Origin of the sequence: Streptomyces sp. WM6386 (genome assembly GCF_000972385.1) — a bacterium.
In the GTDB taxonomy this organism is placed as follows: Bacteria; Actinomycetota; Actinomycetes; order Streptomycetales; family Streptomycetaceae; genus Streptomyces.
In genome coordinates this window covers 1-306 of record NZ_JXTE01000814.1, presented here as the reverse complement: position 1 = coordinate 306, position 306 = coordinate 1, and the positions used below count along the sequence as shown (strand labels likewise).

The following is a 306-nucleotide window of genomic DNA, read 5'->3' as shown; positions in this document are numbered from 1 at the left end:
GCGCTGCGGGGTCGCTCTTGAGGTAGCGCATCACCATGCCTTCGGACTGCGACAGGTGGACGGCCCGCTCGTCCGTGTAGCGGCGGAACTGGATCTCCCTGCTGATGATCAGCACGAGGTCGGCCAGTTCGGCCCACCGCTGCTCGTGGTCCGTCCCTGCTGTGGGGTCTGTCTGCTGCGCTCGGTCCTGCGTCACGGCTTCAGGGTACGGGGTTGCCGCCGATTAGTTATGGGGGCATACTCGTTATGTGCTCATAGTTATGAGAACATAACATTCGCTCTTCTGGAGTCGTCGTGACGACAACC

The 306-nt window shown here is 61.4% G+C and carries 1 pseudogene; it reads right to left on the bottom strand.

What is annotated here, in order from left to right:
• Positions 1-196, bottom strand: a pseudogene (locus tag TN53_RS43790) (MarR family transcriptional regulator); the annotation flags it as partial.
• Positions 197-306 lie beyond the last annotated feature (110 nt).